This is a genomic window from Allopseudospirillum japonicum (assembly GCF_900108915.1).
In the GTDB taxonomy this organism is placed as follows: Bacteria; Pseudomonadota; Gammaproteobacteria; order Pseudomonadales; family Halomonadaceae; genus Pseudospirillum; species Pseudospirillum japonicum.
Genome location: NZ_FNYH01000002.1, coordinates 240,257 through 266,254 on the forward strand (window position 1 = coordinate 240,257; position 25,998 = coordinate 266,254).

Below are 25,998 nucleotides of genomic sequence, written 5' to 3' on the forward strand. Positions count from 1 at the left end.
CTATCTATAGAACTTGGGTTTACCATTCGTCTCAAGTAAGCGCGGGAGCCTGCTCCCGCGTTTTTGTTTTATGGGCGAGTTCACTCGCATGACCTTGGGCCTGCGTATCTCATCCCGAGGTCATTTCTAGACAACAGGTTAAGAGGCATGGCCACGAAAGATTATTATCAAGTGCTCAATGTGGCACGTGATGCAGATGAGCGCGAGATTAAAAAAGCTTATCGCCGTTTAGCGATGAAATATCACCCAGATCGCAATCCAGACGACCCAGAAGCAGATCAGAAATTTAAAGAAGCAACCCAAGCTTACGAAGTCCTTTCGGATGAGAAAAAGCGTGCTGCCTATGACCAATATGGGCATGATGCTTTTGAAAATGGCGGTTTTGGCCAAGGGGGCGGTGGTTTCAGTGGTGGCGGCGGTGGTGCGAGCTTCAACGATATCTTTGGTGATATGTTCGGTGATATTTTTGGTGGCGGTGGTCGCAGTCATCCAAATGCACCACAGCGGGGTTCGGATCTTAGATATAAGTTAGATTTAGATTTAGAAGAAGCGGTAAAAGGCACTACAGTCACCATTAAAGTGCCTACCTTGGTGGCTTGTGAAGCTTGCCATGGACAGGGTACAGCAGATGGGAAAAAACCTGAAACTTGTCCAACCTGTCATGGCCAAGGTCAAGTGCGTATGCAACAAGGTTTCTTTGCGATTCAGCAAACCTGTCCGCGTTGTCATGGGCGTGGCACCCTGATTACTGATCCTTGCCGCCAATGTCATGGCCAAGGTCAAGTAGAAGAGCAAAAAACGCTTTCGGTGAAAATCCCCGCAGGTGTGGATACAGGCGACCGCATTCGTTTGTCCGGTGAAGGGGCAGCAGGTGCCAATGGTGGTCCAGCGGGTGATTTATATGTGCAGGTACAAGTACGTGAACACCCTATCTTCCAGCGTGATGGTGCGAACTTGTATTGTGAAGTTCCCATTAGTTTTGTTGATGCGGCTTTAGGTGGCGAGTTAGAAGTGCCAACCTTAGAAGGACGTGTGAAACTTAAAATCCCTGCGGAAACGCAAACCGGTAAGCTATTTCGTTTACGTAATAAAGGGGTTAAACCCATTCGTGGTGGTATGGCTGGCGATTTGTTATGTCGTGTGGTGGTGGAAACCCCAGTCAACTTAAACGCAGAGCAAAAAGAGCTCTTACAGCGCTTGCATGAGAGCATGGAAGCGACGCAGAAGCATTCGCCACGTTCGCATTCTTGGTTTGATGGGGTGAAGAAATTCTTTGAAGATATGAAACTTTAACTTTGCCAGTTGATGGCGTAAGTTTCTATTGTAAAAGTCTAAAAAGCTGCACCCATAGCCCTTGGGCTATGGGTGTTTTGTTTTATACTGGGAGTTCCAATTTATAATCAAAGAGATTTGCATATGTCTGAAGTAGGAAGCTTATATATTATTTCTGCGCCTTCAGGTGCTGGTAAAACGAGTCTAGTTGCCGCTTTATTGGCCCAAGTGCCTCAGTTGAAACTCTCTGTTTCACATACAACGCGGGCGCCGCGTCCGGGTGAACAAGATGGGGTGAACTATCATTTTGTTTCTCAGGAAGACTTTCAAAATCTGATTGCACAAACAGGGTTTTTAGAACATGCACAAGTCTTTGATCATTTTTATGGGACTTCTAAGGCTTGGGTACTGGAACAATTACAACAAGGACAAGATGTAATTTTAGAAATTGATTGGCAAGGCGCGCGCCAAGTGCGTCAAGCTTATCCGCAAGCTGTAGGGATTTTTATTTTGCCACCCTCTAAAGCGGCCTTGCAGGAACGTTTGCAAAATCGTGCGCAGGATAGTGATGAAGTGATTCAAAAACGCATGACCCAAGCGGTGGATGAGATGTCGCATTATCCGGAATATGATTATGTGATTATCAATGATGATTTTCAGCAAGCGCTCACTGAGTTAACCAGTGTATTACAAGCCAGACGTTTACGTTTGCAAGTGCAAGCTCAAAAGCAAGCCGCCTTGCTGAGCTCTTTAGTTGTATCCTAAAAAAGATTTAGGTAAGCTGACCAGTCGTAAAAAAATTTGTTGCACTGCACCTTGGATTTAACTTTAATTAATCTAGATGTGTAGTGTTTTTCGCTCAAACTTAACAGCTTGGGCACAAGACTCCCTCCTCATTATCTATAAAGGTGAAATAGGCTTATGGCTCGCGTTACGGTTGAAGATTGTTTAGAAAACGTTAGTAACCGTTTTGAGTTGGTTATGGTAGCGAGTAAGCGTGCACGCCAACTGAGTATCGGTGGTAAAGATCCGCTGGTTGCTTGGGAAAATGATAAGCCCACAGTCGTGGCCTTACGTGAAATCGCCGAAGCAAAAATTGATCCGCAATATATCTTGAGCGAAAGCGATGTGATTGCAAAACCAAGCAAGACGCTGGTGTCTTAATTATTCCTGTGGCTTGTACTTTGTGCTGGTGGTCAGCTGATTTTTTGAGCAGTTGGCGTCTGAGTGGAGGCTGACTAGAGTTTTTGGCTTCTGATCTAAAAGCGGCAAGTCCTTGATAGATATACCTCACACCATGTGAGCCGTCGTGGAATTTCGTTAACTTAAACGTATCGGTAACCTCAGATGATGACTATTGATGACCTCGCCGACCGCTTAAAAGGATATCTACCGCCAGAGGAAGTGCAAGCTGTTAGGCGTGCTTATTACTATGCAGAGCAAGCCCACTTTGATCAAAGGCGCAGCAGTGGTGAACCTTATGTCACCCATCCTTTGATGGTGGCGCACATTCTTGCCAACATCCATATGGATTATGAAAGCCTAATTGCAGCTTTACTACATGATGTGATTGAAGACACCCGAGTCACCAAGGAAGCGGTTGCACAACAATTTGGGGAATCAGTGGCAAGCTTAGTGGATGGTGTCACTAAGCTGACACAAATTCCTTTTAGCTCGAAAGCAGAAGCGCAAGCAGAAAATTTCCGCAAGATGGTGATGGCGATGGCACTGGATATTCGAGTGATTATTGTCAAGCTGGCTGACCGTCTGCACAATATGCGTACTTTAGGGGCTTTGCGACGTGATAAGAAAGTACGTATTGCGCGGGAAACTTTAGAAATTTATGCCCCTATTGCCCATCGTCTTGGTATTAACACCTTCCGTTTAGAGCTGGAAGAACTGAGTTTCCAAGCCATCTATCCCATGCGTGCAGAGCGTATTCGACGTGCAATTGCGAGTACGCGTGGCCACCGTAAAGAAGTTGTCAAAAAAATCCAACAAGTCATACAGCAGCGTTTAGAAGATGAAGGCATTGTTGGGCGCGTGATAGGGCGCGAAAAACACCTATGGTCGATTTACAGCAAAATGCGTGAACGTAAAAAATCCTTTAAAGAGATTATGGATGTCTACGGTTTTCGTATTATTACAGATAATGTTGATAATACCTATCGTGCATTAGGTGTGGTCCATAATTTATATAAACCGGTAGAAGATCGTTTTAAAGATTATATTGCTATTCCAAAAGCCAATGGTTATCAATCCTTACATACTAGTTTAATTGGTATGAATGGCATTCCTATTGAAGTACAAATCCGTACTCGAGATATGGAAGAAATGGCAAATAAAGGTATTGCATCTCACTGGTTATATAAAGCAGGTAAAACAGATAAACCCATCGGGGGCGTTAACCAAGATCGTACCCGTCAATGGGTGAAAGGTTTATTGGAAATGCAGCGTCATGCAGGTAATTCTCTAGAATTTATCGAGCATGTCAAAGATGATTTATTCCCCGATGAAATTTATATTTTTACCCCAAAAGGGGAGATTATGACCTTGCCTGTAGGGGCAACACCGGTGGATTTCGCGTATTTTGTGCATACAGACATAGGTAATGCTTGTGTTGCTTGTCGGGTTGATCGGCGTTTAGCCCCTTTATCACAAGCTTTGCGTAGCGGGCAAACTGTGGAAATCATTACTGCACCAGGGGCGCGTCCTAACCTGGCTTGGCTGAACTTTATTACCACAGCGCGTGCGCGTTCAGCAGTGCATCATTTTCTTAAAAATCAACAGGTTAGTGAATCAGTCACTTTGGGGAAACGTCTGTTAGAACGTGCCTTAGTCCATTTTGACGCGGCTCTAGAAGATGTACAAGAACACACCATGCACAAGGTGTTACAAGATTTAGGGTATCAACAACAGCAAGATTTGCTGGAAGCAATTGGTTTAGGTACACAAATGGCTTATGTCATCGCACGTAAGCTTTTAGGCTTGGTAGAAACGGAAACCCAAGCGGTGGCAAGCCGTCATACGCTCGCAATTCGTGGTACTGAAGGTATGGTAACCACGTATGCGCGCTGTTGCTATCCTCTGCCTGGTGATCCTATTATTGGCCATATTAGCTCTGGGCGCGGTATTGTCATTCACCGTGAACAATGTCCGAATTTAAATGAAGTGCGCCAAGATCCAGAAAAATGTACGCCGGTGCATTGGGCAGAAGATATTGATCGATATTTTCCTGTTGCTTTGCGGGTGGAGTTAGCAAATCAAAAAGGTAATATTGCTCAGCTTGCCACCATAGCCACAGAGTTAGATGCTAATCTTGAGCAAATTAATACGGATGAAAAAGATGCACACTTATCTATTATTAATTTAATTGTGAGTGTACAGAATCGGATTCATTTAGCACAATTAATGAAAAAAATTCGTAAATTGACCCAAGTTCACCGTATTGTAAGACGTTAATTTTAAAGTTAAGAGTTTTGAACTGAAAGGAAACTATGAATGAGCAATCGTGCGGTTATTAACACAGAAGCAGCGCCTGCAGCCATAGGTACTTATTCACAAGCGGTGAAAGTGGGCAATACAGTGTATTTATCTGGGCAAATTCCACTTGATCCAAAGACAATGGCATTAGTGAGTGAGGATTTTCGTGCACAGGCTGTACAAGTATTTACTAACTTACAAGCAGTTTGTGAAGCAGCTGGTGGTAGTTTAAAAGATATTGTTAAAGTTAATTTGTACCTAACAGATTTAGCAAACTTTGCTACGGTCAATGAGGTCATGGCAGAATTTTTTACGGCACCTTATCCCGCGCGTGCGGCGGTACAAGTATCTGCTTTGCCAAAAGCGGCACAGTTTGAAGCCGAGGCGGTCATGGTGATTGGAGACTAATCACCCACTAAGCCAAACTAAAAAGCCCTGCATTTGCAGGGCTTTTTTATGTTGTTGCTGACACAGCCTGTCAAAGCATTAAGTTATACTTGGGTTTTAGCTGATCTATAAAGGATATCAAGATGCATAAAACGGAAAAATCGCATGAAACCTTAGCCTTACGTTTAAGTAGTATCCTGTGTTTATTAAATGAAAGCGAATCGATTTCTCGGCAAGCATTAGCTCAAGAATTTAATGTCAGTGATCGTACCTTATATCGAGATTTACATGAGCGTCTTGCAGGTGTTGTTGAACATATTGGTGAAGGACGTTATCGGCTGACAACACCGTATCGTGGTCGTTTATCTACGCAAGATTTGCAACGCTTTGCCCAATTTATGGGTTTAGATGGTTTATTTCCTAAACAAGATAAATCTTTTTTGTTAGCTTTACTTGATACTCTCACCAGTAGCAGTTACTTAATTAAAGGCGGCCATTATGAGAAGCTACCACGCCCAGATTTAGTCAATCATCTTGATCCTTTAATTCAAAATAACAAGCGCTGCTGTTTCGAATATAAAGGCAAGCAACGCAAAGTAGAACCTTATCGTGTAGTGAATAATTGTGGTATTTGGTATTTGGCTGCAACAGAAAATCAAGTGCTAAAAGCCTTTAATTTAAGCCGGATTAGCTTGTTTTATGCATTAGAGGAAACGTTTGTTCCAGAGCAAGCCATTCAAAAAAGGATAGAAAAAGAAGATGGGATCTGGTTTAGCGAGAAAAAAACAGAAGTGATTGTTAATGTGAATGCTAACATTGCTTATTATTTTAAGCGCCGAGACTTGCTTCCATACCAAGAGATTGTAAAAGAGTGTAGTGATGGGGGACTAATTTTAAGCTCACAAATTAGTCATGTAAACCAAATATTGCCTTTGATTCGCTATTGGCTGCCTAATATTAATATTATCACCCCTGAGTGGTTAGGAATCCAGTTGAAGCAAGAGTTGCAAGCCTATTTAAGTGCTTCTTGTACGTAACCAAGGATATATTAAGATATTACACAAAATTAAAGATGCCCATAAGCTAAAACTTGCCCAATGTAACACCCACCAAAATTTTAAAATATCTGTAAGTCTATCACTTGTGGGTGTTGGTAAGCTAAGATGAATACTGACAACCAGTAAAAAAATAAGGGCACCTAAGTATAAGCTAAAAATTAAACGAATCAGAGATAATCTAGGTAGTAATACAAGTGCTTGTAGATAAACAAGGAAGTTGGCTATCAATAAATAGCCAAAAAGAGAGATCCAATTGGTTGACATGGCAACTAATAAAGTGCCAAGCCCTAGATTAAGAAGCACGGCATTAAATCGCCATACGCGCGTATTAAAAACTTCGTAATTCATCAAAAAAATAAGAAGCGGGCGCATGGCGAAAGTCTCAATTAGTATAAAAGTGTGAAAAGCTTACGTCGATAGTTGAGGGTCAGTGGGTGTTTATCACCGAGCATATTAAAAACATCCAACAAGGTTTTGTGAGCTATGCCATTATTATAACTCGCATCTTCACGCATCACTTGTAGTAGATGTTGTAAAGCGGTTTCTTCTTCACCCTGCAATAAAGCAAACATGGCTTTTTTGTATAAAGCTTCGGCATCTTGGCGCTCACCCAAAGCTTGGATTTCTTCCAAAGTCGGTGCTTGATCACTAAAACGCATACGCGCAAACAAGCCTTTCACCTCTGGATTCATCTTATCTGCATCAGACAGCTGATCTAAAATAGCACGCGCATCTTGGGCTTGCCCGCGTTGGATTAATAAACGTGCTAAATCGATAGACCAGTGAATTTCTTCTGGCCATTGCAGCATGGCTTGATTTAATAAATGTTGTGCTTGATCTAATTCACCAGCGGCAACGAAAGCTGCAACTTGCTCACGGATTTGATCACTGGGATCTTCTGGTAAATAAGGCTTTAAAAATTCACGGATTTTGCTTTCTGGTAAGGCGCCATTAAATTGATCCACCACTTGGCCCTCGTGCACAAGTAAAACAGTTGGCACGGAGCGTACTTGGGCTTGTGCAGCAAGTTGCTGATTTTCATCAATATTGACCTTTGCCAGAATAAAAGCGCCTTGAAATTCATCGGCGAGTTTTGTCAGTACAGGCATCAAGGCTTTACAAGGACTGCACCATTCAGCCCAGAAATCGAGCACTACAGGGGTTTGCATGGAAGCTTGCATCACCTGCATAAAATTATCAGCAGTTACATCAATAATATAAGGCGCATCAGACATAGTGAGGGTTCCTGTTTGGGTAAGTCCGCAAGATGCTAACTTAAATGGCGGTTTTGGTAATAAAAATCAAGCCTAGGGTGTTATGACTTACGTCTTGCTTCCTTGGGTTGGGCGCTACGAATGGCGGATTGGGCACTTTCAGCATTAATTTTTTTCACTAATTTATAGCCTTGTTTCTCTAGACGTTCGCAATACCAATGATTGGCTTGCATTCCCGCCCATAAAGGCACCAGGGCCAAGCCGGCAGCCACCGCCAATAGCATCATTTGTGAGTTCAGCTGTCCGGCGGTCACTAGCATGGCCCCCATCCCCGCAAAAGCAATGAATAAAATACCTGCTTTTCCCCAAAGTCCATTGGCAGCTGCCCACAAAAAGCTTGTTGCGAAAGCTGCCCAAGAAAAAGTCACAGGAATTGCACAATAACCTTTACGTTCATGGTGATAAACACGAAACACTTGCATAACCACAACCATCCACACAAAAAAGAAAAAGATGTTCGCTTTAGCGCCGCCAAAACATTGGCGTAAATAAAACGAGCAAGGTAAAAATTTCTAGGCGTCCTAACAACATAGCAATCACTAAAATCCATTTAGCTGGATCGGGAATATTGCCATAATGTGCTGCGACTTCTCCTAAACCTGGACCCAAGTTATTTAAGCAAGAACCCACTGCAGACCAAGCGGTGACCTGATCTAGGCCGGTGGCTAATAAACCAATCAGCATCACCACGAAAATCATCAGATAAACGGAGAAAAATCCCCAAACAGCTTGCGCAATTTGATCTGGAATCGAGTAATTACCCACTTTCACTGGGAAAACCCCATTGGGATGCAAGAGGCGTTTCATTTCGCGAATCCCTTGCTTGATGATTAAGTAAATACGGATCACCTTCATACCGCCAGCCGTTGAACCCGCACAGCCACCGACAAAAGCTAATAAAAACAAGGTAAAAGGTAAAACGCTCGGCCAGATGCTAAAATCTGCGACTCCAAAACCTGTGGTGGTCGCCACTGAAACCACCTCAAACACGCCTTGGCGAATGGCATCCTGATAGGTTTCTGTAGTGTGCGAGATAATTAAAATGGTGACAGTAACCACGCAGGAAATCACCAATAGCCAGAATAAAAAGCGTACTTCGGGATCTTGGGTATAATGGCGGAAGCTGCGTTCGTGCCAAGCGACAAAGTGCATGGCATAGTTGATCGAAGACACCAGCATAAAGAAAATTGCGATGCTTTCGATTAAAGCACTATCAAAATAACCTATGCTGGCATCATGGGTGGAAAAGCCACCAATGGCCACAGTAGAAAAGCTATGCCCCATAGCATCAAACCAGTTCATGCCCGCGTACCAGTAAGCAAGGAAGCAAGCAAGGGTAAGAAAAAGATAGATATACCAAAGAGTTTTAGCAGTTTCAGTAATCCTAGGGGTCAGCTTGGCGTCTTTCATAGGGCCTGGGATTTCTGTGCGATATAGTTGCATCCCGCCGATACCTAACATGGGTAAAATAGCGACTGCCAGGACGATAATCCCCATACCACCAAACCATTGTAGTTGTTGGCGATACCACAAAATAGATTCAGGTAATAAATCCAAGCCGGTAATAACAGTCGCACCTGTGGTGGATAAACCTGACATAGATTCAAATAAGGCATCGGTAAAAGAAAGATGAGGTTCGGTAGAGAAATACAGGGGTAAGGCACCGAAAAGGCCTAAAACAGACCAAAATAAAACGGTAATTAAGTATCCATCTCGGGTACGTAATTCACGCTTAATGCTTCTATGGGGTAACCAAAGAAAAAAACCCGCCAATAAAGTACAGGCAAAAGCTAATAAAAAGGCTGTATGCGAACCGTCGCTATAAATCCAAGAAATAACAACAGGTGGTAACATAGAAATGCTAAACACCATGAGCAAAATCCCAAGGATGCGTAGCGTTAATTTAATGCTCACAAGCTAACTCCCTTAAGATAAGGCTATAAATAGCCAAAGCCTGCTTCAATAAGGCGCTCAACATCACGAATCCGGCTTTTATCGACAAGGAACAAAATAATATGATCTTTTTCTTGGATCACTAAATCCCCATGGGCAATGTGCACTTCGTTATTACGTACAATGGCGCCAATGGTAGTGCCTTTGGGAAGCGGAATGTCTTCAATCGCGCGACCAACGATTTTCGATGTGCGTTCATCACCTAAGGCAACCACTTCTATTGCTTCTGCAGCCCCTCTGCGTAAAGAATGCACACTTTTGATTTCGCCGTGGCGTACATGAGTTAATAAGCTGCCAATAGTGGCTTGTTGTGGGGAAACGGCAATATCAATATCATGCCCTTGGACCAGATCAACATAAGCCGCATTATTAATTAAGGTGATAACCTTACTTGCCCCCATGCGTTTTGCCAGCATAGAAGACATAATATTGACTTCATCATCATTGGTGAGCGCACAAAATAAATCAACATCTTCGATATTTTCTTCTTGTAATAATGCCTTATTGGTAGCTGAGCCATGTAAGACAACGGTGCGGTTGAGCTTGTCAGAAAGATCTTTACAACGTTTGAAATCATATTCAATGATTTTGATTTGGTATTGATGTTCTAAAGATTCCGCTAAGCGTTCACCAATGTTACCTCCACCGGCAATCATGATATAACGATAATCATGGTCTACTTTACGTAACTCACTCATCACCGCGCGGATATTGTGACGTGCCGCAATAAAAAAGACTTCATCGTCGGCTTCGATCACGGTATCCCCGTGTGGAATCATGGCGCGATCTCGCCGATAAACTGCCGCAACCCGAGTGTCTACATTCGGCATATGTTGACGTAAGGTGCCTAATTCTTGACCGACCAAAGGCCCACCATAATACGCACGTACGGCCACCAGTTGCACACGCCCATCGGCAAAGTCCAAGACTTGTAACGCCCCTGGATACTCGACTAAACGGCGAATATAGTTAGTGACGACTTGTTCTGGACTGATGGTGACATCAATAGGAATGGCAGCATCGCTAAAAAGCCCCTTGCTACGTGTTAGGTAAGCGGTGGCACGCACGCGGGCAATTTTGGTCGGTGTGTTAAATAAAGAATGGGCAACCTGACAAGCCACCATATTCACTTCGTCAGAGTTAGTCACTGCCACCAAAATATCAGCATCTTCGATGCCTGCTTGCCGCAGCACCGCAGGAAAGGAGGCACGCCCTTGGACTGTACGTATATCGAGTCGGTTTTGTAACTCACGCAGGCGCTCGCCAGAAGTATCAACAATCGTAATATCGTTATCTTCTTTGGCAAGATGTTCCGCGAGGGTGCCTCCGACCTGACCAGCACCCAAGATGATGATTTTTTTCATAAAATTAAAGTCTTCAGCGTTAAGTATCTTAAAGGCTTAGGATATGTGTGACTGCTCCCCGCCCTGACAGGCGCGGCTTCCAACTTTTCAGGCCGCAACCGGCGCGTGGCCGGATTGACGCAAGCCTCCATTGGCAGGCACCGACAGTCCTTCGGCCCTTAGTTTAATCATGCCCTGCTGACGGATATTGATCGCGGCGTTAACGTCGCGGTCAAGCGCTACTGTACAAACAGGGCATGTCCACTTGCGTACTGACAAGGGCAGAGTGTCTACCCTGTGCCCACAGCAAGAGCATGTCTTAGAGCTGGCAAACCAGGGGTCGATTTTAACCAGGTACTTGCCTTGCGCCTTGGCTTTATATTCCAACTTCTGGATCAAAGCTGACCAGCTGGCATCTGCGGTGTGCTTAGATAGCTTCCGGTTTTTCAGCAGGTTTTTGACTTTTAGTGTCTCAACAATCACCGCTTGGTTTTCGTCAACAATCGTTCGAGACAGCTTGTGCTGAAAATCAGCACGGGCGTTTTTCAGCCGCTCATGCGCCTTAGCAAGTTGAAGACGCGCTTTGATCGGCTCCATTTTTGGCACCTTGATCCAGTTTTCTCTAGCACTCACACTCATACAGTGATAGCTGGATTGCTTACCATGTTTGCGCTTGAACTTGGGGTAACGGGCGGGGCACTTGGGATCAAAGAAATTCTGGAAGGCTTTATCGAGGTTGATGCACGCTTGCTGAAGTGCAATCGAATCAAAATCCTTGAGCCAGGGATACTTGCGGGATTTCTTCGCAACAGCCAGCAGGGGCTTCATGTCCCTTTTTGCATTCAGCTTGGTGCCATGACGCTTGTACTGGCTGCTGATGATATGCAAAGCCTTGTTATACGCAAAGCGCACAGCACCGAACTGGCGTTTGAGAAGTTCTGCCTGCTCGGGTGTCGGGTAGATGCGTACTTTTGTGGCTTTGATCATGCTGTAAATAATCCAGTATTATTTATCCGCTGATATCCCTGCCCGATTGGGCGAGGGTTTACGCGGTTTTTGCTAAGGTAAGACGGGCCTGTTAAGATGCTACTTTTTTCAGGCAAGCATAGAAAAAGCCATCATGCCCTTGAGGTTGCGGCAGTAACTGACGCCCTATGCCTGATGCTTGTCCCCAAGAAAAGGTGTCCAACTTGATCACTTCAGCATCTGGGTGCTGATAGATGAAATTAGCCATCACATCCTTGTTCTCACGCGTTAAAGTTGAGCAAGTAGCATAAACTAAGATGCCGTTAGGTGTTAGTAGTGGCCACAGACTTTGTAAGAGTTTTTGTTGTATAGCAACCAGAGCATCTATATCTGAAAGGCGGCGTAGATGTTTGATATCTGGATGACGGCGAATGACCCCAGTCCCAGAACAAGGAGCATCTAGCAAAATGCGATCAAAGGCCTGACCATCCCACCAAGTATCAGGTTGTGCCGCATCCGCACAGATGAGCTGGCAAGGTGCCTGTGGTTGCAAACGATCTAGGCTCGTTTGTACGGCTTGCAAACGTTGCGGATCTTTATCGAGGGCAACTAATTCACCCAGTTGGGGATAAGCCTGCAACAAATGCATACTTTTACCACCAGGCGCACAACACGCATCCAAAACCCGCATCTTGGCTTTGACTTGCAATAGATCAGCAGCAAGTTGTGCAGCTTCATCTTGTACACTGACCCAGCCTTGGGCAAAACCTGGTAAATTTTCTACCTTAAGCGCTTGTGCAAAATAAACACCCGTGGTGGCATAAGGGGCTGGCTCAGCTTGGATGCCTTGGTCTGCAAGTGTTTTTAGGTAGTCATCTCGACTAATCGCCTGAGTATTAACACGCACGGTAAAAGGCGGGCGTTGGTTATTGGCTTCAGCAATGGCTTGCCAATCGGTACCAAAGGACTTTTTCCATGCTTTGAGTAACCAACTTGGGTGTGCATAAGCCGCTTCTTGCTTTTGGTTGGCCTGTGCAACTAGGTTTGCGCCTTCTTCTTGGACACGTCTTAAGCAAGCATTGAGTACCTTGGTTGCCCAGGTTTTATTGAGCTCGCGAGCACCTTCGACGGTTTCACTTAAGGCTGCATGGGCCGGAATCCGTGTATAGATGAGTTGATACATCCCCACCAGCAATAAAGCGTGTAAGTCGGTATCCTTATTTTTCCATGCTTGTTTAAGCAATAAGCGGCTCATCGCTTGCAAGCGTGGTAGAAAACGCATGACCCCAAAACAAATTTCTTGCACCAAGGCCGCATCTGCTGCACTTAGGCCTTGTTGTGCTTGCGCCAGTGGTTGAGTCAAAGAAGCTTTTTGTTGCAAAACTGGGCAGAGGGCTTGTGCTGCACGCGTGCGTATATTCACTGTATCGCTTCCTCCTCAGGGCAGGCAAAGCGAGTCGCTAAAAGAGGCCATTTTTGCGCATAGTTAGGCGCAAGGCTTGCAAAAGCTTGGGCTTTTTTGCCGGGAAATTGAATCACTTCAAGGCGTAATGCATCCTGTGCGCATGCGATGGTCACGCCGTGCTCATCTAGGGCAACCAAACTACCGGGAGGTGCTTGAGGATGTGGATTGGTTTGTACGCTTGCTTGCCAGATACGAAGACTAGCCGCTGGGTTAGCTTGATCTTGTGCGAGTAAAGTCCAAGCCATCGGCCAAGGATTGTATCCACGTACATAACGTGCTAACTGACTAGCAGGTAAGCGCCAATCGAGCTGAGCTTCTGCCTTAGTGAGTTTATGGGCATAAGTGACTTGGCTTTCATCTTGATGTTCTGCAACTAGGCTTTGCGCAGCCAAGTGGGGCAAGGTCTCGACAAGCGTTTGCGCACCCAGTTCGGCAAGCGCATCGTGCAAGCTGGCTGAGGTATCTTGTGCCTGAATGGGTAACTCGCGTTTGACCAGCATAGGGCCTGTATCTAAACCGGCCTGCATTTGCATTAGGGTCACACCTGTTGTGGTATCACCTTCGATAAGGGCGCGTTGAATTGGAGCGGCACCACGCCAACGCGGTAGCAAAGAAGCGTGTACATTAATACAGCCCAGTGTGGGAATATCTAAAACCGCCTGTGGCAAAATTAACCCATAAGCTACCACAATCAGTAAATCGGGTTTTAAAGCCGCTAGCTCAGCTTGCGCCTCTGGGTTTTTTAGGCTTTCGGGTTGGTAGACTGGGCATTGATGCGCTAAAGCACAGCTTTTCACTGGGCTGGGCATCAGCTTGCGTCCACGTCCTGCAGGGCGGTCTGGCTGAGTATATACAGCCACTGGTACGTAATCTTGGCTCAATAAAGCCTGTAAATGGGTTGCAGCAAATTCGGGCGTACCCGCAAAGACAAGACGTAAAGACATAAGGCTCGTTCTACCTCATCAACCTATAAAAAACGCATGATAAAACAAAGCTCAAGCGGGCAGTGCCTTGCTTGAGCTTGCATCTAAGATGATCACAATTAGGGTTAGGAAGCAGCGCGTTGACGCTTTTCTAGTTTTTTGCGTACCCGCTGTTGTTTTAATGGTGATAAATAATCCACAAATAAGCGTCCCTCCAAGTGGTCACACTCATGCTGAATACAGTGCGCAAGCAAGCCATCAGCCACAAAATTTTGTGGTTTGCCCTGAGCATCAAGCGCTTGTACTTGGATTTTTAGAGCGCGGGGGATCTCTGCTTGAATTTCAGGGACAGATAAACACCCTTCGGACATGAGTTCACGCTCGTTATCCAAAGGCTGATATTCTGGATTGATTAATACAAGTGGCTCGGATTTATCTTCAGAAACATCAATCACAATCAAACGCTTATGTACATTCACCTGAGTCGCTGCCAGCCCTATCCCAGGCGCATGATACATGGTTGCAAACATGGATTCGATCAAAGCTTGCAGCTCGGTGTTAATCTCTTCCACTGCAATCGCTTGGGCGCGTGTGCGTAGGCGTGGATCTGGATATTCGAGAATTTCGAGTAAGGGCATATGCATTACCTAAATAAACAAAAAGTACCCATGACATCCAAAAAAGGTAGAAAACCTTAGCTAGATATTCATTGAGAGTACAAAAACACCGGCTAGTTTAGCAAAAATCTGCAGGCGCGGCCTGCTTGCGGTATTCTGGTCAATAACCCATGAAGACTCCATCATTAAGGCCCCTTGATTATGCTGTTGTTAAAAAATCAGCCCCTATTAGCGGGTATGTTGGCGTTGAGCTTAAGCGCTTGTGCCACCTCACCAGACTCTGTTAACAAAATCCCAGAGATGCCTGTAGTGACAAAGGTGCCAACAGGTACACCCGAGGAACAGCTGACGCAAGCGTTACAAGAGACAGCGCCTGAAATCTATCAGGTGCGTCGTGGCGATACCTTGTGGGATATTGCCGCACGTTATTTAAAAGACCCTTGGTTATGGCCACAACTTTGGCAAGCCAATCCTCAGCTAGCCAATCCTCACCTTATCTACCCAGGCGATATTTTACACCTGATTCGGGTGGAAGGTGTGCCTCAAGTTGTGCGCGCTTCGCAAAATGGCGCGGCGCAAGCTTCAGCTTCTCGAGCAGGTCAAAAGGAGGTGGTGCGTTTAAGTCCAGAGATTCGTGAAATTCCTCTAGAAGAAGCGATTCCCACCATTCCTTTGCGGGTGATAGGTGGTTTTTTAAGTCAAAGCCGTGTGATTGATGCATCTCGGTTGAAACAAGCAGCTTATGTAGTCGGGGTTGAGGAAAATAAAGTCGTTGCAGGTGCTGGGGATGCCATTTTTGTGCGTGGTGATTTAGATGTGCAGCAAAAAAATTATGGCATCTATCGGCATGAGATTGTGTATCGAGATTTGAAAACCCAAGAGATCCTCGGGCATGAGGCCTCTTATTTAGGGCGTGCTCAGCTAGAAACTTATGCTCAACCTTTAAGCACGTTGCGTTTGAATCGTAGTCGTTTGGAAGTCCGTGCCTCTGATGTCGTTTTGCCTGGTGATGAGCAGGATGTTTTATCCTCTTTCACGCCCAAAGCACCAACACAAGAAGTCACAGGGCAAATTATTCATGTTTTAGATGGGGTAAGCCAAATTGGTCGTCATAGTGTCGTGGTGATTGATAAAGGGAAAAGCTCACAGCTGGAAACCGGTGATACGCTGTTGATTTTACAAAATATTGGCAAAGCAAAAGATCCCAAAACAGGGGAGCTACTCGCTTTGCCACCTAGTCGTGCTGGTGTGTTAATGGTCTTTCGCGTATTTGAACAAGTCAGTTACGCGATTGTGATGCAGGCGACACGCCCTTTAGATGTCGGCGATTATATTGCATCGCCATAACATCAATCAGTAGGCCGGCTCTCAAGGGTATGACTGGCCATACCCTTTATTTTTAGTCGGCGTTCGCTGTGAATTTATCTAGTGCACTACGGAAACGTTCGTACTCGCTTGAGTCAGGTAAGAAAAATAAGGTGTAATAGGCTTTAACAAATTGCGAGCTTTTGGGCGCGTTTTCTTTGTTATTAAGACGATTAGAACCATGGTTGTAACACATTTTCAGGTGGACAACTCGGGTGCTTTTAGGAATGCTAATGGTTTTGCCATCTAAAGCAGATTTTTCTTTCGATTCTTTCAAAGTATAAGTCGATAATTCAGCGACTTGCTGTAAATTTAAATAAAAATGACTGGTGACAGGCACAATGGCGTCTTTACCTGTATCATTGTTCTGCATATAAATGTGGCTGTTTTTACGAACTTTAATAAACATCTCTCGTCTCCACATGGGTTAGCAAGCCTGCTTACGCCCCTTGATGCTGATGATTTAGCAGCGATTGATCAACCACTTTGGCCACTAAAATACCTTGGTTATCTTAGTGTGGCCAAATGACATTTTCACGAAGTTTTTGCCCGCTTTATCTTACAAACTCGCCAGATCAACGGCTTGCGCTAAGTTTTTCATCAGATGCAAGTGCTTGGGGTTTGGCTAGGCTTGCGGTTACAATCAAAGTATTCAAAGCGTCAAGGATTTGAATAGGTCAAAAGGCTTGTGATATTTGTGTCATCAAATGCCTGAATACTTATTCAAGGAATATACGCTCGTTTGTTCACGACTTTAGAGGTTACTCCCTTGCGTATTATTAGGAAATATGCCAACCGCCGTTTATACGACACGTCCGAAAGTCGCTATGTCACTTTAGAAGACATTAAACAGCTTGTCACCCATAAAGAGTCATTTCGAGTAGAAGATTCACGTACAGGTGAAGACTTAACCCGTAATATTTTGCTGCAAATCATCATTGAACAAGAAAATAAATCTAGCCCTGGTGCGCCTATGTTTAGTAACAAGGTATTACAGCAGCTGATTCGTTTTTATGGTGATGGTGCCCAGCAGACCATGAGCGGTTATTTAGAGCAAAGCATTAATGCTTTTATGGAACAGCAGAAGATTTTGCGTGAACAAATGCAAAATGTGATGCATGTCAATCCCATGCAAACCAACCCTATGGAGCTGATGCGGCGGGTTGCGGAGCAAAATTTATTTTTGTGGAAATCTTTCTCGCAGGCACGCCCGCTAGATTTAGATAAAGAGACGCAAAATGCTGAGCTACAAACGCCAGCAGAGGATAGTGAGAAAAAATCATAAAAAAGGCCTAACCCTTAAGGTTAGGCCAAAAGATCTTTTGCCTGGCAGAGGGAGTGTGCTTGGGCAAAAGATGCGGGACAACTAGGAATCTAGAGAGGGCGCATCACGCTTAAGAAGCTTTAGATGCCTGCGCACGTGTTTTTGCAGCCTCAAGTTCAGAAGTTGCAGATTCTTTGGCTTCGTTCATAATGTCGAGATTTTGCTTGAGCAAGTTACCAACGCGCTCTTGCATCTCTTGTACGAAGGTATACTGGGCTTCTTGCAGGCTGCTAATATCTTTCATTTCGGCAACAGTTTTTACTTGCTGTGCCATCGCTTCTGTGCACTCAGTATAAAAATGTGCTTGTTGCGTAATAAGTTTTTCAATTGTACGTGCTTGCAATACCATGAGCTCAGCTACTGGCTGCAAAGGCTTATTGTTTGTGTTAAGCAGGTCTTGAAAAGGCTGAAAAGTTTTCATTGAGCTTTGCAGATCAGTAAACATTTTATCGAACATGGCTCTCTCCAATCGATATCTATCTAAAATGATGCCTTCACTTGTGGCTTTATTTAAAAGTTGTCGAGGCATCACCTTAATGAATTTAATGGGCTTATGCCCTAGGCTTTCTCAGTATAGGTTACGCTCATATTGCGCTGCACAATGAACGTAAGCTCAATATAGTCCGCCTCTAATAAGACGTCAAATATTTTTTTGTGCGTTGCAATACACACTAGAGTCGCAAGCTTTACCTAGACTATGCAAAGTGTAACAAAAGACTGCTTGAGCTAAAGTTACTGACTTGTCCATAATGAAGACGATTAGTTTAACTTACTACATCACCAAGTATTTGAAACAAAAACGTCTTATTCCTACACATAAACCCGATATTTTTTCTTAGTGATTTGCGTGTGTACGTAAGAACCTCAATTAGGTCAAGGATGCCACTATGAGCCGTCAAATACACATTAATATGCATATTAGAAATAGCATTATTAGTAAGTTGGGGGATAGACTCAACTTGTTGATGATGGAGGAGCAGATACCTGCAGAGGAATCTTCTGCTATGGATCTTTATGCCGTGGCGCACTTTATAACCCAAGTGGCTGTACAGGCACATGATAAAGAGTTGCTAGAATATGCGCGTAAGGTGAAAGACGCAGCGCATTCAGCTTTAATGGTGCCTGCAGAAGAAAGCTAAGCGAAAAGCCCCGTCCTTCAGGGCGGGGAATCTCAATTCTAACGACTAATGCGGTAAATGGCGACCTCGCCAAAGAAGTTAGGCCATAAATGACTCGTCCAGTGTGTTTGGTGTGCGCTATTACCGACGGCACGCGCTAAGATTTTTAAGGACTTTTGGGTGCATAAAGCTTCAAAATCTTTAAAAGTCGTTAGGTGGATATTCGGGGTGTTATACCATTGATGCGGTAAACTGCGTGATACTGGCATACGCCCTTTAAGTGCCAAGTGTAAACGACAACGCCACCAAGCAAAATTAGGGAAAGTGACAATACATTCACGACCAACACGCAGCATCTCATCTAGCATTTGATCTGGGCGCAGTAAAGCCTGCAATGCTTGGCTCATGATGACAACATCATAACTGGCATCACGAAAATTATTTAGGCCATCATCCAAATCTTGCTCAATCACATTGACGCCGCGGCGAATACAGGTGGTGATTTTTTCGGCGTCAATTTCAAGGCCATAACCGTGAATCTGGCGTGCTTGTTGCAAATAAGCAAGTAATTCTCCTTCCCCACAACCCAAATCCAAGACACGAGCTTGCGGCTCAATCCAATCAGCAATCAAGGTTAAATCTGCACGCATGAGCAAGCCTCCTTAGTGGTCTTGAGTTGGTTGGGTAATTTGCGCATGGACTTTGTGCATATAGGCGCTAAAAACCGCTTGATAGCGTGGATTAGGAATTAAAAAAGCATCATGCCCATGTGGCGAATCAATGCAGGCGTAGCTGACTGCCTTACCCGCAGCGACTAAGGCGTTGACAATCTCTTGTGAGCGTGCAGGAGCAAAACGCCAATCTGTGGTAAAGCTAATCACCATAAAATCACAAGTTGCTTGACTGACTGCAGTGACAAGATCGTCATTAAAATCGGCGGCTGGATCAAAGTAATCTAGGGCTTTGGTCATTAATAAATAGGTATTGGCGTCAAAACGCTCGGAGAAGCTTTCCCCTTGGTAACGTAAATAAGACTCGACTTGGAACTCGACATCAAAGCCATAATTCAGCTTATCAATACGCAAATCACGGCCAAATTTTTGCCCCATCGAGTGTTCAGAAAGATAAGTAATATGGCCGATCATCCGTGCTAAACGTAGACCATGTCTGGGTAAGGTGTGGTGTTCTGCGTAGCGGCCATTATAAAAATGTGGATCAGACATAATGGCTTGACGTGCTACCTCGTTAAAAGCGATATTCTGCGCGGATAAGCGTGGTGTACTCGCAATGACTACGGCGTGGCGCAAACGCTCTGGTTGGCTAATTGCCCACTGTAATACTTGCATCCCGCCGAGGCTACCGCCAATGACAGCTGCCCACTTCTGGATGCCCAAGGCATCAGCTAGACGTGCTTGGCTGTTCACCCAGTCTTTAACGGTTAACACGGGGAAATCTGGCCCGTAAGTTTTACCTGTTTCTGGGTTGATGCTACTTGGGCCAGTGGAACCATGGCAACCACCGAGGTTATTTAAAGACACCACAAAAAAGTGGCGTGTATCTATGGGCTTACCTGGACCTATATAGGCATCCCACCAGCCAGGTTTGCGTTCTTGTGCATCATAATAACCTGCCGCATGATGATTACCAGAAAGTGCATGGCAAATTAATACTGCATTGCTGGCATCTGCGTTTAACTTTCCGTAGGTTTCATACACTAGGGTGTAGGAAGCCAGCTCACGTCCACAGGCCAACATCAAAGGCGTCATAAATTCCATACTGCGTGCACTGACTAAACCAACAGAGTCGGGTGCAAAAAGGCTAGTGGCTTCCGGTGTGGCCGTGCTTGCCTGTGCAGCTACGGGCGTCGCTTGATCTGACATGGGGGCGGATTTCCTTAAGATGTAGATAAACACTCACCCAGTGCCCATAAGGCACTAGGAATACGATTTGGGGCTTGAATGCGAAGGCGTTTTTGTCGTCCTTGGGCACCTGTGATGAGGTGAACTTCTGCTTTGGTTACCCCAAAGGCTTGGGCTAACCATTTTTGTAAATAAGCATTCGCCTTGCCGTCCACAGGTGGTGCGCTAATAGCGATTTTCAGACGCGTACCATGCTGGCCTACAAAAGCATCCCGACTGGCTTTGGGCTGCAAGTGGCAATCTAAAATTAAATCACCCTGTACCCAATGCGCGAAAGGTGCCTGCCAGTTTTCTAGGTTGGTGGCAGGCATTTAGACTCCCATCACCATAGCCACTGGCATACCTGCAAGTTGGACTAGGGTGCCGATTAAAAGCATTTCCAAGATACTAATGCCTAAAAATAGGAAGATAGGCGATAAGTCCAAGCCACCAAGAGAAGGCAATACACGGCGAATCGGGGCCATGACAGGTTCTGTCAGTTGATAAACTAATAAAGCACCAGGATGATTGGCATTTGGAGCAATCCAGCTGAGGATGATAGAAATGATCAGGGCAAAAAAGTAGATATCTAGAATCACAGACACTAAGGCACCTAAAGCACCAAAGAGCATATTAGGGATAGGCGCCATGCCATAGCCTGCCATGCTCAGTAAAATCAACATAGCAACTAATTTAACGACTAAGGCCAAAATCAAGGTGGCCAAATCAAAGCGTCCCATAGGGCGTAAAATCCCTTGTAAAGGACGTACCAGAGGATTGGTCACCTTGACTAACGATTGAGTAATGGGATTGTAATAATCCGCATTAGAAAAGTGCAGCAAGAACCTCAAAACGAGAATAAAGGTCGCAAGATGGAATAGGGTTTGCACAAGCAAAATACCTACGCCGGCAGCAGGATTTACGGGCATGATGAGATTTCTCCAATGTGATTGCCATGATTATTCGGGTAGACGGTATAATTTTTCTTGATATAGCCAAGCAGGCACTAGCGCATGCGCCAAAGCAGTGCGTGCTAAATCTGGCCAAGCAAGCTCACTCGGTTGTAGGCTTTTTTGTGCTGCTTGATACATAAAATATTTGGGCGTTTGTCCTTGTTGCAAGACGACCACTTGATCTTGGTGCATATACGCATAAATATCTTGAAACTGCATCAAAGCCCGCCCTTGATCTAGCGGTGTACGTGTCAGGTCTCTGCCAAGCATAGGATGCTGGGCTTCTATCCCCATCATAGATAAAAGTGTTGGTGCTAAATCAATTTGGCTGGCAACGCCTGCGTAGACTTCCGCCGGAATATCAGCACCTAAAATTAAGGCCGGAATATGAAATTTATCAATGGGGACTAAATCACTGCCATACACGCGTGTATCATGGTCTGCGACCACTAAAAAGAGGGTATCTTGCCAATAAGCACTTTGTTGTGCGGCTTTAAAAAATTCTCCCAACGCATAATCAGCATAACGTACGGCGTTTTCAACACTTTGTTTAGGTTCTGTTGCTTGAATGCGCCCTTCTGGATACTCAAAAGGTGAATGATTGGATGATGAAAACACTAAACCAAAGAAGGCTTGGCCCTGCGCATGCAGTTCACTAAAACGCGTATGGGCTTTCGCCATTAAATCCTCGTCGGAAACCCCCCAAGAGCCAACAAAGTTTGGCGCTTGATAATCTTTTTGATCAATAACCTTTTGAAACCCATTACCCAAAAAGAAGCCGCGCATATTATCAAAATGAGACTCGCCACCATAGATAAATTCTGTGTGGTAGCCTTGTTGATTGAGTAAATCCGCTAGGGTAAAAAAGCCGTGCTGCGATCCAGAAAGCTTGACCACACTACGGGCAGGCGTGGGTAAAAAACCACTAACGACCGCCTCAATCCCGCGTACGGAGCGTGTCCCTGTCGCGTACATACGCTGCATCCAAAAGCCTTGCTGTGCTAAACGCGCGAGATTGGGCGTGATGGCTTCTCCCCCTAAAGGCGCGACAAAACCGGCCCCTAAGCTCTCCTCTAAAATGATCACCAGATTTAAAGGACGTTCACGCAAATAACTTGGGCTTTGTTCATGCAGGGTGGGTAGCGCTGGATGCTGAAAGGCTGTGAGGGGTAATAAACTGGTTTGACGTACCCGAGTGAGCATTTCTTCGGTTGCCATCTGGCCATAAATTTCACTGGAGGTCGCTTCATCTTTCAAGGAGTAAAGCGCATAAAGCACAGAATACGTTGAATTTAATACCAGTTTATTGACTAAGTTATCGGTAGAAAAAGCAAACAAACTCGGGTTTGCCGGTCTGTGCTGTAGGCTGGAGCGTGCCCCTAACACCATAATAGGGAGAATCAATACCAGCATGCAAAGGCCAATTAAGGGATGCCAGGTATTGTTGATCTTCCGGTATTGGCTAAAAAAACGGTACACGAACACAGCCAGCGCACAAGAGAGAAGCAAGGTACTGATTAAAGTCAGCCGATAGGCTTCCCACAAGGTCGCAAAGACTTCATGTGGATAGTTAAGATACTCTACAAACAAGCGATCAGGACGAGCATCATATTGCTCTATAAAAGAAGGGGTCGCTAGTTCTAAGAAAACAATCACTACGAGAGCGAGGCTAAACCATCCAGCGAATAGATAATTACCTAGGCTTTGTAAGTTGCGATTTAAGTAAAAAAAAGGACTAAGCAAAGTAGGAATCAAAGCCAAATAACATAATAAAATAAGATCAACCCTGATCCCTTGTAATAAGACAAAGCCTAATCCATCGACTGCGTCGACTCTGGGCCATTGCCAAATGACTAAGCCTAGACGCATACAAGATAAAAGGACTAAAGCTAGCAGGAAAAACGCTGCCACAGGAGCAAAAGGCCCCAAGACGCTAAAGCGCCACCAAGGCATGTGGGCACGGGGAGTATCAAGAGAATAACCTATCGCAGGGTGACGGCGCGATTGCATATCAACAAAGCCTCTAGAGCAAACAAAAACCTGCCTCAAGCTAACGCAAGTCTATACAGGGTGCAAGTTGAAACCTTGATGCCTAAAGGCCTACAAGGTAGCGCGTGTATGGAGTTTATATTCATCTGGATCTAACAACAGACGGCGTAACGCTTTGCCTTTGTAACGCATATCATATTCTAGCAAGCGCCTGACTTGAGTTAAGGCAGCCGGAGGCATTTGTAAACCGACGGTGACACTCAGTAAGGCTTGCGGGGGAAAAGGATACCAACAGAGACCGGTTTTATCCTCTTGCTGCTTGGCCTGTGCTTGTGGACGAATCAGCCGAATTTCTTCCTCAGCAGCATACTCCAAAGGGGCATGCGATAACCCTGGAAATAAGTGCCCTTGTTTTTGCGCGCTTGGACGTTCTTTTCCATAAGTTACAGGGGTTAGCCACTGGTTTTTGCTCGCACTAAAGTAAGGGTGTCGCCCCTCAAACTCTAAGACAAGCCCTGAATATTGATGCGCATATTTATCCCAGAGCAAAGGATTGGTCACGCGCTTAAAAAATTGGCAACGTGCTAAAGTGTGATACTTGCTGGTATCAGGTAGCACCTTGGCTTTCGGTTGGCTTTGTTTACGCATACCGGCTTCGATTTGTGGACGCTTTTGAGCACATTGCTTACAGAAATAGTCAAATTTGACTAACGCACGCATGGCCTCTGGTAAGGCTTGATATTGGCGCTTGAGTTCTTGATGAAATTCCTCATCACTAATCGGTCGAAATTCAGGTTTTTTTTCAATGCAGGCGCGATTCCATTCGAAAGGATCTGGGCGCTGTGCAATTGGGGTAAAAGGTAAACAAGCCTGACGTAAAACCTCAAGTTGCGTCGGCTTGAGATATAAATAAAGTTTCATGCGTGGAAACGTCCCATCAGGGTATGCAAACGTTGAGCAAGTTGGTGCATTTGTTGGCTGGCGGCGTAGGCTTCTTGAGCCGCTTGATCACTTTCGCTAGCCAAATTATCAATCGAGGTAAGGTGCTGATTAATCGCTTCGGCAACTTGTGATTGTTGTTCGGATGCAGAAGCAATTTGATCGCTCATAGCGCGAATACGCTCAACCGAAATATGAATATGTTGTAAGGCTTGGCGCGCTTCTTGGGCTTGTGTTGAAACGGTTTGTGACTGGTGTTGGCTTTGTTGCATCGCCTGTACAGCTTGAGATGTTTGTTCCAACCAAGCATCGACAATAGTTTGAATTTCTTGGGTACTTGTATGAGTACGTGCAGCGAGTGCGCGCACCTCATCGGCAACGACAGCAAACCCACGGCCATGTTCACCAGCTCGGGCAGCCTCAATTGCGGCATTTAAGGCTAATAAGTTGGTTTGTTCAGCAACTTCTTGAATCACTTCTAACACTTTGGTGATTCTTTGGCTGTCTTGGTTTAAATGCTCAATCGCCTGTGCGCTAGCGCCTATGCTGGCAAGGAGTTGTTGTAAGGTAATTACAGTTTGCTCAACTTCATGTTGACCACAAATTGCCTGATCATCCGCATCATGGCCGGCATTGGCAGCATCTGCGGCATGTTCGGCGACATGCTGTACAGTAACCGCCATTTGATTCATGGCGACAGCCACTTGATCTGTTTGCTGTTTTTGTTGGTTAATCCGTTTGGAAGAAATCTGGGTGCGTTGAGCCACGCGATCGGCTTGGACACTGAGTTGATGGCCTGTTTCTTGTACTTGATGCACCAACTCTTGTAAATTTTCAATAAAAGCATTGAAAGCTAAGGCCAAATATCCTACCTCGTCATAACAAGCCACAGGTAAACGATGTTGTAAATCTGCTTCCCCACTGGCAATTTGTTGCATTGCAAGCATCGCTTGTCTGATGCCTTGAGCAATGCGTTTGACCAGGGTGTACATCAGCAATCCACCAATCAAGATACCGGCGAGGGTGAACCCTAAAGTCCACCAAAATTCACGTTCAATATGGGCTTGCACTCGCGCTTCTTGTTCAGCAAAGTGGTTTTTTTGTTGTTCGACCAAGGCCTGTAATTGCTGCCTGAGTTTAAACCAGCCTTTATGCTCCACTTGTACCAGATGTGCCCTTGCACCTAAATCATCCCCAGCTTCAATCAGCTGGAGCACCTGTAATTTATCCGCTTGATTTTTTTGCCAAGCTTGAGTGAATTTTTCTAAAGATGTGAGGGCTTGCCCTGTGGTTTGATATAAAACACGCAACTCAGCAAGGCTTTGATTAATACGTCCTATCGCAGCTTCAGTGACAGGACGTGCTTGAGGGAGGCTAGGATTAAGAATTTTATTGCGTACCGCAATGCCCGCAAGGAGACCATCGGCGAGCATTCCTTGCAAATGAGTCACCGCTTGCACTTCATGCTCGATGACGCTTTGATAGTCTCTTTGTGTGGCGAGTAGTTGGTACACTAAAAATCCAATGACCCCGATAAAAACACTGCTAGTAAAAAAGCTTGCTAGCAAGAGTTTGGTTTGTAAACGCCATTGATTGAGTGGCTTTAACATAGATGGCATCCCTCAAAGCTTGTGTGACTTGCAATCAAAATTCCTTTTGCAAAGTGCGTGG

General features: G+C 45.0%; 27 protein-coding genes. 9 read left to right on the forward strand and 18 right to left on the reverse strand.

Annotated features, from left to right (window positions below; translation table 11 throughout):
* Positions 1-147: 147 nt before the first annotated feature.
* The 6 genes from dnaJ (at position 148) to BMX05_RS03435 (ending at position 6,179) form a co-directional block, all read left to right on the forward strand.
* Positions 148-1,293 (forward strand): molecular chaperone DnaJ, encoded by a 1,146-nt coding sequence (gene dnaJ, locus BMX05_RS03410; protein ID WP_093308555.1) that lies wholly within the window; start codon positions 148-150, stop codon positions 1,291-1,293.
* 123 nt (positions 1,294-1,416) lie between these two features.
* Positions 1,417-2,037: a guanylate kinase gene (gene gmk / locus BMX05_RS03415; protein WP_093308556.1), complete on the forward strand. Its 621-nt coding sequence runs from the start codon at positions 1,417-1,419 to the stop codon at positions 2,035-2,037.
* Positions 2,038-2,193: 156 nt separating this feature from the next.
* Positions 2,194-2,436, forward strand: a complete 243-nt coding sequence (gene rpoZ / locus BMX05_RS03420) for a DNA-directed RNA polymerase subunit omega (RefSeq protein ID WP_093308557.1) — start codon at positions 2,194-2,196, stop codon at positions 2,434-2,436.
* Between the two features lie 183 nt (positions 2,437-2,619).
* Positions 2,620-4,734, forward strand: coding sequence for a bifunctional GTP diphosphokinase/guanosine-3',5'-bis pyrophosphate 3'-pyrophosphohydrolase (spoT, locus tag BMX05_RS03425; RefSeq protein WP_093308558.1), 2,115 nt, complete (start codon positions 2,620-2,622; stop codon positions 4,732-4,734).
* 39 nt (positions 4,735-4,773) lie between these two features.
* Entirely contained in the window at positions 4,774-5,163 is a 390-nt protein-coding gene (locus tag BMX05_RS03430) for a RidA family protein (RefSeq protein WP_093308559.1), read from the forward strand.
* Positions 5,164-5,285: 122 nt separating this feature from the next.
* A complete protein-coding gene (locus BMX05_RS03435; protein WP_093308560.1) occupies positions 5,286-6,179 on the forward strand; it encodes a helix-turn-helix transcriptional regulator in 894 nt (297 codons plus the stop codon).
* Here BMX05_RS03435 and BMX05_RS03440 read toward each other — a convergent pair.
* The 9 genes from BMX05_RS03440 to def form a co-directional block, all read right to left on the reverse strand.
* Complete coding sequence (locus tag BMX05_RS03440; RefSeq protein ID WP_093308561.1) at positions 6,159-6,572, reverse strand: hypothetical protein; 414 nt, start codon at positions 6,570-6,572, stop codon at positions 6,159-6,161. The genes BMX05_RS03435 and BMX05_RS03440 overlap by 21 nt on opposite strands.
* A 14-nt stretch (positions 6,573-6,586) precedes the next feature.
* Positions 6,587-7,435 (reverse strand): thioredoxin, encoded by an 849-nt coding sequence (gene trxA / locus BMX05_RS03445; RefSeq protein WP_093308562.1) that lies wholly within the window; start codon positions 7,433-7,435, stop codon positions 6,587-6,589.
* 80 nt (positions 7,436-7,515) lie between these two features.
* The gene (locus BMX05_RS03450) at positions 7,516-7,896 is read right to left on the reverse strand and encodes a DUF2628 domain-containing protein (RefSeq protein WP_093308563.1); all 381 of its coding nucleotides are present in this window, start codon (positions 7,894-7,896) and stop codon (positions 7,516-7,518) included.
* 40 nt (positions 7,897-7,936) lie between these two features.
* Entirely contained in the window at positions 7,937-9,388 is a 1,452-nt protein-coding gene (locus tag BMX05_RS03455) for a TrkH family potassium uptake protein (protein WP_093308564.1), read from the reverse strand.
* Between the two features lie 23 nt (positions 9,389-9,411).
* On the reverse strand, positions 9,412-10,791 hold the full coding sequence (gene trkA, locus BMX05_RS03460) for a Trk system potassium transporter TrkA (RefSeq protein ID WP_093308565.1): 1,380 nt from the start codon (positions 10,789-10,791) through the stop codon (positions 9,412-9,414).
* An 87-nt stretch (positions 10,792-10,878) separates the two neighbouring features.
* Positions 10,879-11,757, reverse strand: a complete 879-nt coding sequence (locus BMX05_RS03465; protein ID WP_093308566.1) for an RNA-guided endonuclease InsQ/TnpB family protein — start codon at positions 11,755-11,757, stop codon at positions 10,879-10,881.
* 91 nt (positions 11,758-11,848) lie between these two features.
* The gene (rsmB, locus tag BMX05_RS03470; protein WP_093308567.1) at positions 11,849-13,159 is read right to left on the reverse strand and encodes a 16S rRNA (cytosine(967)-C(5))-methyltransferase RsmB; all 1,311 of its coding nucleotides are present in this window, start codon (positions 13,157-13,159) and stop codon (positions 11,849-11,851) included.
* A complete protein-coding gene (fmt, locus tag BMX05_RS03475; protein ID WP_093308568.1) occupies positions 13,156-14,145 on the reverse strand; it encodes a methionyl-tRNA formyltransferase in 990 nt (329 codons plus the stop codon). The genes rsmB and fmt overlap by 4 nt, the downstream gene beginning before the upstream one ends.
* A 104-nt stretch (positions 14,146-14,249) precedes the next feature.
* On the reverse strand, positions 14,250-14,762 hold the full coding sequence (gene def, locus BMX05_RS03480; RefSeq protein ID WP_093308569.1) for a peptide deformylase: 513 nt from the start codon (positions 14,760-14,762) through the stop codon (positions 14,250-14,252).
* 180 nt (positions 14,763-14,942) lie between these two features.
* Between def and BMX05_RS03485 the strand changes: the two genes are divergently transcribed.
* The gene (locus BMX05_RS03485) at positions 14,943-16,088 is read left to right on the forward strand and encodes a LysM peptidoglycan-binding domain-containing protein (RefSeq protein WP_093308570.1); all 1,146 of its coding nucleotides are present in this window, start codon (positions 14,943-14,945) and stop codon (positions 16,086-16,088) included.
* Between the two features lie 52 nt (positions 16,089-16,140).
* Here the strand turns inward: BMX05_RS03485 and BMX05_RS03490 are convergent, their stop codons facing one another.
* The gene (locus BMX05_RS03490; protein WP_093308571.1) at positions 16,141-16,515 is read right to left on the reverse strand and encodes a hypothetical protein; all 375 of its coding nucleotides are present in this window, start codon (positions 16,513-16,515) and stop codon (positions 16,141-16,143) included.
* Positions 16,516-16,848: 333 nt separating this feature from the next.
* Here BMX05_RS03490 and phaR point away from each other — a divergent pair, with 333 nt between their 5' ends.
* Positions 16,849-17,391 (forward strand): polyhydroxyalkanoate synthesis repressor PhaR, encoded by a 543-nt coding sequence (gene phaR / locus BMX05_RS03495; RefSeq protein ID WP_245710419.1) that lies wholly within the window; start codon positions 16,849-16,851, stop codon positions 17,389-17,391.
* A 109-nt stretch (positions 17,392-17,500) separates the two neighbouring features.
* On the opposite strand, the gene BMX05_RS03500 is transcribed toward phaR, so the two are convergent.
* Complete coding sequence (locus BMX05_RS03500) at positions 17,501-17,887, reverse strand: phasin family protein (protein WP_177166770.1); 387 nt, start codon at positions 17,885-17,887, stop codon at positions 17,501-17,503.
* Between the two features lie 430 nt (positions 17,888-18,317).
* Here BMX05_RS03500 and BMX05_RS03505 point away from each other — a divergent pair, with 430 nt between their 5' ends.
* Positions 18,318-18,569: a hypothetical protein gene (locus BMX05_RS03505; RefSeq protein WP_093308573.1), complete on the forward strand. Its 252-nt coding sequence runs from the start codon at positions 18,318-18,320 to the stop codon at positions 18,567-18,569.
* A 38-nt stretch (positions 18,570-18,607) separates the two neighbouring features.
* Here BMX05_RS03505 and metW read toward each other — a convergent pair whose 3' ends face one another.
* The 7 genes from metW to BMX05_RS03540 form a co-directional block, all read right to left on the reverse strand.
* On the reverse strand, positions 18,608-19,198 hold the full coding sequence (gene metW, locus BMX05_RS03510; RefSeq protein WP_093308574.1) for a methionine biosynthesis protein MetW: 591 nt from the start codon (positions 19,196-19,198) through the stop codon (positions 18,608-18,610).
* 12 nt (positions 19,199-19,210) lie between these two features.
* Entirely contained in the window at positions 19,211-20,428 is a 1,218-nt protein-coding gene (gene metX / locus BMX05_RS03515) for a homoserine O-succinyltransferase MetX (RefSeq protein ID WP_093308575.1), read from the reverse strand.
* Positions 20,429-20,442: 14 nt separating this feature from the next.
* Positions 20,443-20,778 (reverse strand): DUF167 family protein, encoded by a 336-nt coding sequence (locus tag BMX05_RS03520; RefSeq protein ID WP_093308576.1) that lies wholly within the window; start codon positions 20,776-20,778, stop codon positions 20,443-20,445.
* Positions 20,779-21,375 carry a YggT family protein gene (locus tag BMX05_RS03525; RefSeq protein WP_093308577.1) on the reverse strand — a complete coding sequence of 199 codons (597 nt, stop codon included), beginning with the start codon at positions 21,373-21,375 and terminating at the stop codon, positions 20,779-20,781. It lies immediately after the preceding gene.
* Positions 21,376-21,405: 30 nt separating this feature from the next.
* Positions 21,406-23,409, reverse strand: a complete 2,004-nt coding sequence (locus BMX05_RS03530) for an LTA synthase family protein (RefSeq protein WP_245710421.1) — start codon at positions 23,407-23,409, stop codon at positions 21,406-21,408.
* A gap of 90 nt (positions 23,410-23,499) precedes the next feature.
* Positions 23,500-24,309 carry a hypothetical protein gene (locus tag BMX05_RS03535; protein ID WP_093308578.1) on the reverse strand — a complete coding sequence of 270 codons (810 nt, stop codon included), beginning with the start codon at positions 24,307-24,309 and terminating at the stop codon, positions 23,500-23,502.
* Positions 24,306-25,937 (reverse strand): methyl-accepting chemotaxis protein, encoded by a 1,632-nt coding sequence (locus BMX05_RS03540; protein WP_177166771.1) that lies wholly within the window; start codon positions 25,935-25,937, stop codon positions 24,306-24,308. Before BMX05_RS03540 ends, BMX05_RS03535 begins: the two co-directional genes overlap by 4 nt.
* Positions 25,938-25,998 lie beyond the last annotated feature (61 nt).

Coding starts and splice junctions, on each gene's coding strand:
- dnaJ (WP_093308555.1), top strand. CDS start 148: ATGGCCACGAAAGATTATTATCAAGTGCTCAATGTGGCACGTGATGCA.
- gmk (WP_093308556.1), top strand. CDS start 1,417: ATGTCTGAAGTAGGAAGCTTATATATTATTTCTGCGCCTTCAGGTGCT.
- rpoZ (WP_093308557.1), top strand. CDS start 2,194: ATGGCTCGCGTTACGGTTGAAGATTGTTTAGAAAACGTTAGTAACCGT.
- spoT (WP_093308558.1), top strand. CDS start 2,620: ATGATGACTATTGATGACCTCGCCGACCGCTTAAAAGGATATCTACCG.
- BMX05_RS03430 (WP_093308559.1), top strand. CDS start 4,774: ATGAGCAATCGTGCGGTTATTAACACAGAAGCAGCGCCTGCAGCCATA.
- BMX05_RS03435 (WP_093308560.1), top strand. CDS start 5,286: ATGCATAAAACGGAAAAATCGCATGAAACCTTAGCCTTACGTTTAAGT.
- BMX05_RS03440 (WP_093308561.1), bottom strand. CDS start 6,572: ATGCGCCCGCTTCTTATTTTTTTGATGAATTACGAAGTTTTTAATACG.
- trxA (WP_093308562.1), bottom strand. CDS start 7,435: ATGTCTGATGCGCCTTATATTATTGATGTAACTGCTGATAATTTTATG.
- BMX05_RS03450 (WP_093308563.1), bottom strand. CDS start 7,896: ATGCAAGTGTTTCGTGTTTATCACCATGAACGTAAAGGTTATTGTGCA.
- trkA (WP_093308565.1), bottom strand. CDS start 10,791: ATGAAAAAAATCATCATCTTGGGTGCTGGTCAGGTCGGAGGCACCCTC.
- BMX05_RS03465 (WP_093308566.1), bottom strand. CDS start 11,757: ATGATCAAAGCCACAAAAGTACGCATCTACCCGACACCCGAGCAGGCA.
- fmt (WP_093308568.1), bottom strand. CDS start 14,145: ATGTCTTTACGTCTTGTCTTTGCGGGTACGCCCGAATTTGCTGCAACC.
- def (WP_093308569.1), bottom strand. CDS start 14,762: ATGCCCTTACTCGAAATTCTCGAATATCCAGATCCACGCCTACGCACA.
- BMX05_RS03485 (WP_093308570.1), top strand. CDS start 14,943: ATGCTGTTGTTAAAAAATCAGCCCCTATTAGCGGGTATGTTGGCGTTG.
- BMX05_RS03490 (WP_093308571.1), bottom strand. CDS start 16,515: ATGTTTATTAAAGTTCGTAAAAACAGCCACATTTATATGCAGAACAAT.
- BMX05_RS03500 (WP_177166770.1), bottom strand. CDS start 17,887: ATGTTCGATAAAATGTTTACTGATCTGCAAAGCTCAATGAAAACTTTT.
- BMX05_RS03505 (WP_093308573.1), top strand. CDS start 18,318: ATGAGCCGTCAAATACACATTAATATGCATATTAGAAATAGCATTATT.
- metW (WP_093308574.1), bottom strand. CDS start 19,198: ATGCGTGCAGATTTAACCTTGATTGCTGATTGGATTGAGCCGCAAGCT.
- metX (WP_093308575.1), bottom strand. CDS start 20,428: ATGTCAGATCAAGCGACGCCCGTAGCTGCACAGGCAAGCACGGCCACA.
- BMX05_RS03520 (WP_093308576.1), bottom strand. CDS start 20,778: ATGCCTGCCACCAACCTAGAAAACTGGCAGGCACCTTTCGCGCATTGG.
- BMX05_RS03525 (WP_093308577.1), bottom strand. CDS start 21,375: ATGCCCGTAAATCCTGCTGCCGGCGTAGGTATTTTGCTTGTGCAAACC.
- BMX05_RS03530 (WP_245710421.1), bottom strand. CDS start 23,409: ATGCAATCGCGCCGTCACCCTGCGATAGGTTATTCTCTTGATACTCCC.
- BMX05_RS03535 (WP_093308578.1), bottom strand. CDS start 24,309: ATGAAACTTTATTTATATCTCAAGCCGACGCAACTTGAGGTTTTACGT.
- BMX05_RS03540 (WP_177166771.1), bottom strand. CDS start 25,937: ATGTTAAAGCCACTCAATCAATGGCGTTTACAAACCAAACTCTTGCTA.